The organism is Kitasatospora putterlickiae, from assembly GCF_039527695.1.
Classification (GTDB): Bacteria; Actinomycetota; Actinomycetes; order Streptomycetales; family Streptomycetaceae; genus Kitasatospora; species Kitasatospora putterlickiae.
The window spans coordinates 40,435-46,862 of the sequence record NZ_BAAAKJ010000235.1; the positions used below are offsets into that span (position 1 = coordinate 40,435).

Consider the following 6,428-nt stretch of genomic DNA (forward strand, 5'->3'; position numbering starts at 1 on the left):
GGCGGCGCGGGCCTCGGCCATCGCGGACGCGGACGGCGCCGCCGGGTCGTTCCAGGGCAACGGCGGCACCAACTTCACCGGCACCGTCGGCGACCACAGCCCGAACTTCCACTTCCTGGACAACGCGAACGTCTGCCTGCCCGAGATCCACAACATCGCCGTCGGCGTGGCCGGCATCGCCGTGCCGATCGAGGTCCCGATCGCCAACAGCGGTGGCAAGCAGTACTGCACCCAGGGCCAGGGCACTCAGAGCCACGGCGACGCGGGCATCTCGCACCTGATCGGCTGACCGCTCGTCCCAGCAGCGTCACCCCTTCCGAACCGACCACCCTTCGAATCGCTCCCCGATTCACCCCCGAGAGGAACACCGCAATGATCAAGAAGTCCCTCGCCGCCGCCGGCCTGGCCGCCGCCGCCATCGCGATGTCCGCCGGCTCGGCCGGCGCCATCGCCGACTCGGACGGCTCCGCCGTCTCGGTCCAGGGCAACGGTGGCACCAACCACACCGGCACCAACGGCGACCACAGCGCGAACTTCCACACCCTGGACAACCCGAACATCTGCCTGCCCGAGATCCACAACGTGGCGGTCGGCGTCCTCGGCGTGGCCGTGCCGATCGAGGTCCCGGTCCTCAACAGCACCCCGAAGCAGATCTGCAACGTCGGCCAGAACACCCAGTCCTCGGGCGACGCGGGCGTCTCGCACCTGATCGGCTGATCCAGCCGCACGGCGCGACGGAGGGCCCGGGGACGTCTGGTCCCCGGGCCCTCCGGGCGTCCCGGCGGCAGCACACCCCACAGTCAGGGCGCCCGCACCGGGCGCCCCGGAAGAAAGGGCAGATCCATGAAGAGCACGCTGGGCAAGATCACCCTGACCGCCATCGGCGCGCTGGCGCTGGCCGGTCTCGCCGCCCCGGCGGCGTCCGCGCACGTCGGCGTGGCCGGCGGCGGCGGGGGCATCGCCTCCACCGACCCGGTGTTCGCGGCCGGCGGGGGCGGGGGCATCGCCCACACCTCGCACATCGATGCCGGCGAGTTCGGCTGGGGCGCCGCGACCTCCACCGCCCTCCTCGGCGGCGGCGGCGGCTTCGCCCACATCGGCGACTGACGGCGACGCGTGACGAAGGCCGGGCCCCTCCCGACGGAGCGGGGGCCCGGCCTTCGGCGTGCGCGGTGCGACGGCCCGTCGGCTACTTGAGCATCGCGGCGGCCTCGACGGCCCAGTAGGTGAGGATCTGCTCGGCACCGGCCCGGCGGATCGAGGTGAGGGTCTCCAGGATGGTGCGCTCCCGCTCGATCCAGCCGTTGGCGGCGGCGGCCTCCACCATCGCGTACTCACCGGAGATCTGGTACGCGGACACCGGCACCGGGGAGGCGTCGGCGACCTGGCGCAGGACGTCCAGGTAGAGCATCGCGGGCTTGACCATCACCAGGTCGGCGCCCTCGGCGAGGTCCAGCTCCAGCTCGCGCAGCGCCTCCCGGGCGTTCGCCGGGTCCTGCTGGTAGCTCTTGCGGTCGCCCTTGAGCGAGGAGTTGACGGCTTCGCGGAACGGGCCGTACAGCGCGGAGGCGTACTTGGCGGTGTACGCGAGCACGGCCACGTCCTGGTGCCCGGCCTCGTCCAGCGCCCGGCGGATCACGCCGATCTGGCCGTCCATCATGCCCGAGGGGCCGACCATGTGGACGCCGGCCTCGGCCTGCACCACGGCCATCTCGGCGTAGCGCGCCAGGGTGGCGTCGTTGTCCACGGCGCCGTCCTCGGCCAGCACGCCGCAGTGGCCGTGGTCGGTGAACTCGTCCAGGCAGAGGTCCGACATGACCACCAGCTGGTCGCCGACCTCCGCGACCACGTCGCGGATCGCCTGCTGCAGGATGCCGTCCGGGTTGGTCCCCTCGGAACCGACGGCGTCCTTCACCTCGGGCAGGCCGAACAGCATGATGCCGCCCACCCCCGCCTCGGCGGCCTCCGTCGCGGCCTTCCGCAGAGTGTCCCGGGTGTGCTGGACCACGCCGGGCATCGAGGAGATCGGCTTCGGCTCGGTGATGCCCTCGCGGACGAAGGCGGGGAGGATCAGTTCCGCCGGGTGCAGCCGGGTCTCGGCGACCAGCCGGCGCACCGCCGGGGTCGAGCGGAGCCGGCGCGGGCGGACGTACGGGAATTCAGCGGACACGGCTTCTCTCTCCGAACGATGGTGCGGTGCCGGGGGCGGCGGTCGGGCCGCCCCCGGTCTCTACGTCAGCGCGCGGCCTTGCGGCGCGAGCCGGGACGGCGCTCACTGGGGCGGTAGACGGGCTCGCCCGCGGCGGTCGCGGTGTCCCGGCGCTTGGCCCCGAAGTCCGCCAGCGCCTGGGCCAGCGCGGCCGCCGACGGCGCCGGGGCCATCACGTCGACCCGCAGGCCGTGCTCCTCGGCGGTCTTGGCGGTGGCCGGGCCGATGCAGGCGATGACCGTCACGTTGTGCGGCTTGCCCGCGATGCCGACCAGGTTCCGCACGGTCGAGGACGAGGTGAACAGCACCGCGTCGAAACCGCCGCCCTTGATCGCCTCACGGGTCTCGGCCGGCGGCGGCGAGGCGCGCACCGTCCGGTACGCCGTCACGTCGTCGACCTCCCAGCCCAGCTCGACCAGGCCGGCCACCAGGGTCTCGGTGGCGATGTCGGCGCGCGGCAGCAGCACCCGGTCGATCGGGTCGAACACCGGGTCGTACGGCGGCCAGTCCTCCAGCAGCCCGGCCGCGGACTGCTCGCCGGAGGGCACCAGGTCCGGCTTCACGCCGAAGTCCACCAGCGCCTGCGCGGTGGTCTCGCCGACCGCAGCGACCTTGATCCCGGCGAACGCCCGGGCGTCCAGGCCGTACTCCTCGAACTTCTCGCGCACCGCGCGCACCGCGTTCACCGAGGTGAAGGCGATCCACTCGTAGCGGCCGGTGACCAGGCCCTTGATCGCCCGCTCCATCTGCTGCGGGGTGCGCGGCGGCTCGACCGCGATGGTCGGCACCTCCTGCGGCACCGCGCCGTACGAGCGCAGCTGCTCGGAGAGGCCGTGCGCCTGCTCCTTGGTGCGCGGCACCAGCACGTTCCAGCCGAACAGCGGCTTGGTCTCGAACCAGGAGTGCGAGGCGCGGTGGGCGACCTGCTCACCGACCACGGCTATCACCGGGGTGGCCGGGTCCACCGGGGCGGAGACCGGGGAGGGCAGCACCCGGGCGGCCTTGAGGTCCGCCGCGATGGAGGACAGGGTCGCGGTGAAGGTGCGCTGCCGGGTGGTGGTGCCGGAGAGCGTGGCGCTCAGCGCCGAGTCCGGCTTGCGGCCGTTGGCGACCAGCGCGTTGGCGGTGGCCGGCAGCTGGCCCAGGGTGGTGCGCACCACCAGGGTGGTCTCCGGCGCGCCCAGGTCCACCGGGGAGCCGGCCAGCAGCGCCGCGGCCTCCACGAAGCGGACGTCGGTGCCGGCCGCGCCGCGCAGCGGCACGCCCGCGTAGGCGGGGACGCCGACCGACTGGGCGACACCCGGGATCACCTCGAAGGCGATCCCGGCGCCGGCGCAGCCGAGCATCTCCTCGGCCGCGCAGCCGTCCAGGCCCGGGTCGCCGTCGACGGTCCGCACCACGTGCTTGCCGGACCGCACGGCCTCGGCGACCAGGTCGGCCAGGTCGAACTCCGGCCCCGCCGCGCCCGGGGAGTGCACCTGCACACCGGAGGGACAGTGGCTGCGCACGGCGGCGGCGGTCAGCGGGTCGGCGACCAGCACGTCGGCGGAGGCCAGCACCTCGACCGCGCGCAGGGTCAGCAGGCCCGGGTCGCCGGGGCCCGCGCCCAGGAAGGTGCAGCGGCCGGCGGAGGGCACGGTGCCCCCGAACGGGCTGTCGGCCGGGAACGGGCTGTCGGTGGCGGTGGTGGGGCTCATCGGGCTCGCTCCCCCATCAGGGCGGCCGCGCCCGCGTCGAGCAGCCGGGCGGCCAGCGCGCGGCCGAGGGCCGCCGCCTGCCGCTCGGCGGTCTCGTCGAGGACGATCGGACCGTGGGCGGACATCTTCAGCAGGGCGGCGCCGTCGGGGGTGCCGACCACGCCCTCCAGCCGCAGTTCGGTCTGGTGGTTCCAGCCGGCCAGCGCGGCGACCGGCGCGGAGCAGCCGGCCTCCAGGGCGGCCAGCAGGGCGCGCTCGGCGGCCACCGCGACCCGGGTGGGGGCGTGGTCGAGGGCCGACAGCGCGGCGGCCAGTCCGCTGTTGGTGGTGGTGCACTCGACGGCGAGCGCGCCCTGGCCCGGGGCCGGGATCATCAGCTTGGGGTCGAGGTGGTCGGTGATCTCGGCGGACCGGCCGAGCCGGTTCAGGCCGGCCGTCGCCAGCACCACCGCGTCCAGCTCGCCGGAGGTGACGAAGCCGATCCGGGTGTCCACGTTGCCGCGGATCGCGACCGTCTCCAGCTGGGCGCCGTTGGCCCGGGCCCAGGCGTTCAGCTGCGCCATCCGGCGCGGCGAGCCGGTGCCGATCCGGGCCGGGCGTCCGGCGCCGGCCAGCTTCTCGACCAGTTCGCCCAGCGCCAGGCCCTCGCGCGCGACCAGGGCGTCACGGCTGTCCTCCCGCTGCGGGACGGCCGCCAGCAGCAGGCCCTCGGGCTCGGCGGTCGGCAGGTCCTTGAGGGAGTGCACGGCGAAGTCGATCCGGCCCTCCAGCAGCGCGTCGCGCAGCGCGGAGACGAACACCCCGGTGCCGCCGATCTGGGCCAGCGCCTCGCGGGAGGTGTCGCCGTAGGTGGTGATCTCCACCAGCTCGACGGGGCGCCCGGTGACGCGGGTCACCTCGCGGGCGACCATGCCCGACTGGGCCATGGCGAGCGCGCTGCGCCGGGTGCCGAGCCGCAGGGGTGCCGCGGTGGCGTCCGGCGTCCGGCCGGTGAGCGGTTGACCATTCATGAGGTGATCGTCCCGGTGGTACTCGTGGGATGGCTGACGGTTCATCCGGCGCCCCCGCCCGCAGGCTGCTGGGTGCCGATGGGGGTGCCCGAGACCGCGTGCACCGCGGCCGGGTCGAGGTCGAACAGTTCGCGCAGGGCCTCCGCGTAGGAGGCGCCGCCGGGTTCGGCGGCCAGCTGCTTCACCCGCACGGTGGGCGCGTGCAGCAGCTTGTCGACCACCCGGCGGACGGTCTGGCCGATCTCGGCGCGCGAGCGCTCGTCCAGTCCGGGCAGCCGGGAGTCCAGGCGGCCCAGTTCGGCGGCGACCACCTCGGAGGCCATCGCGCGCAGCGCCACCACGGTCGGGGCGATCCGGGCGGCCCGCTGGGCGGCGCCGAAGGCGGTGACCTCCTCGGAGACGATGCCGGAGACGGCGTCGACGTCGCCCGCGCCGGGGGTGGCGGCGTGGGCGTGCGAGAGGCTCTCCAGGTCGACCAGCAGCGCGCCGGGCAGCCCGTGCACGGCCTGGTCGACGTCGCGCGGCATGGCGAGGTCGAGCAGGGCGAGCGGGGTCGAGCCGCCGCGCGCGGCGACCGCGGCGGCGACGTCGTCCGCCTTGATCACCACGCCGGCCGCACCAGTGCAGGAGATCACCAGGTCGACGTCGGCCAGCGCCTCGGGCACCTTGGCCAGCTCCAGGGTGCGGGCGACGTCCGCGCCGAGGATCTCGACCAGCCGCTCGGCGCGGGCCGGCGTCCGGTTGGCGATCAGCAGGTCGGTCACCCCGGAGCGGACCAGGGTGGCGGCGGCCAGCGAGCTCATCGAGCCCGCGCCGACCACCAGCGCCCGCTTGCCCGCGATCTCGCCCGCGCCGGCCGCGACCTGCTCCAGGCCGAAGGTCACCAGCGACTGGCCGGCCTTGTCGATGCCGGTCTCGCTGTGCGCCCGCTTGCCGACCCGCAGCGCCTGCTGGAACAGCTCGTTCAGCCCGCGTCCGGCGGTGTGCTCCTCCTGGGCCTTGGCCAGGGCGTCACGCAGCTGGCCGAGGATCTGGCCCTCGCCGACCACCATCGAGTCCAGGCCGCAGGCCACCGAGAAGAGGTGGTGGACGGCACGGTCCTCGTAGTGGACGTAGAGGTGCGAGGTCAGCTCCTCCAGGTCCACTCCGCTGTGGTGGGCGAGCAGCAGCGACAGCTCGGCGACGCCGGCGTGGAACTTGTCCACGTCGGCGTACAGCTCGATCCGGTTGCAGGTGTTCAGCAGCGCGGCCTCGGCGACGGTCGCGGACGCGGCCGCGTCGTGCAGCAGCCGGGTCGGCACCCCACCGGTCAGCGCGGCGCGCTCCAGCACGCCGACCGGGGCCGTGCGATGGCTCAGCCCTACGACGAGAAGACTCACGCCCGCTCCCTGGTCCCACGAATCTCGGTGCTCATGCCGGCATCACCGCGGACAGCTCGCCCTCGCCGGCCTTGCCGGGCTTGCCCTTCGCCGCCGGGTCCGCGTCCTCGGCGGCCGCGCGCGTCTTGCCGCT

General features: G+C 74.7%; 7 protein-coding genes. 3 read left to right on the top strand and 4 right to left on the bottom strand.

Going from position 1 to position 6,428, the window contains the following annotated elements; genetic code table 11:
- The 3 genes from ABD308_RS23630 to ABD308_RS23640 form a co-directional block, all read left to right on the top strand.
- Window positions 1-289 (top strand): rodlet layer protein (locus tag ABD308_RS23630; RefSeq protein WP_344338328.1); only part of this gene is annotated, 289 nt, incomplete at its 5' end.
- Window positions 290-372: 83 nt separating this feature from the next.
- Window positions 373-717 (top strand): rodlet layer protein, encoded by a 345-nt coding sequence (locus tag ABD308_RS23635; RefSeq protein ID WP_344338330.1) that lies wholly within the window; start codon window positions 373-375, stop codon window positions 715-717.
- A 126-nt stretch (window positions 718-843) separates the two neighbouring features.
- Entirely contained in the window at window positions 844-1,107 is a 264-nt protein-coding gene (locus tag ABD308_RS23640; RefSeq protein WP_344338333.1) for a hypothetical protein, read from the top strand.
- Between the two features lie 82 nt (window positions 1,108-1,189).
- Here the strand turns inward: ABD308_RS23640 and hemB are convergent, their stop codons facing one another.
- The 4 genes from hemB to ABD308_RS23660 all read right to left on the bottom strand — a co-directional run bounded on the left by hemB (window position 1,190) and on the right by ABD308_RS23660 (window position 6,295).
- Window positions 1,190-2,170, bottom strand: coding sequence for a porphobilinogen synthase (hemB, locus tag ABD308_RS23645; protein WP_344338335.1), 981 nt, complete (start codon window positions 2,168-2,170; stop codon window positions 1,190-1,192).
- A gap of 65 nt (window positions 2,171-2,235) precedes the next feature.
- The gene (locus tag ABD308_RS23650; RefSeq protein ID WP_344338337.1) at window positions 2,236-3,906 is read right to left on the bottom strand and encodes a bifunctional uroporphyrinogen-III C-methyltransferase/uroporphyrinogen-III synthase; all 1,671 of its coding nucleotides are present in this window, start codon (window positions 3,904-3,906) and stop codon (window positions 2,236-2,238) included.
- Entirely contained in the window at window positions 3,903-4,916 is a 1,014-nt protein-coding gene (gene hemC, locus ABD308_RS23655) for a hydroxymethylbilane synthase (protein WP_344338339.1), read from the bottom strand. The genes ABD308_RS23650 and hemC overlap by 4 nt, the downstream gene beginning before the upstream one ends.
- A gap of 41 nt (window positions 4,917-4,957) precedes the next feature.
- A complete protein-coding gene (locus ABD308_RS23660) occupies window positions 4,958-6,295 on the bottom strand; it encodes a glutamyl-tRNA reductase (RefSeq protein WP_344338340.1) in 1,338 nt (445 codons plus the stop codon).
- Window positions 6,296-6,428: the final 133 nt, after the last annotated feature.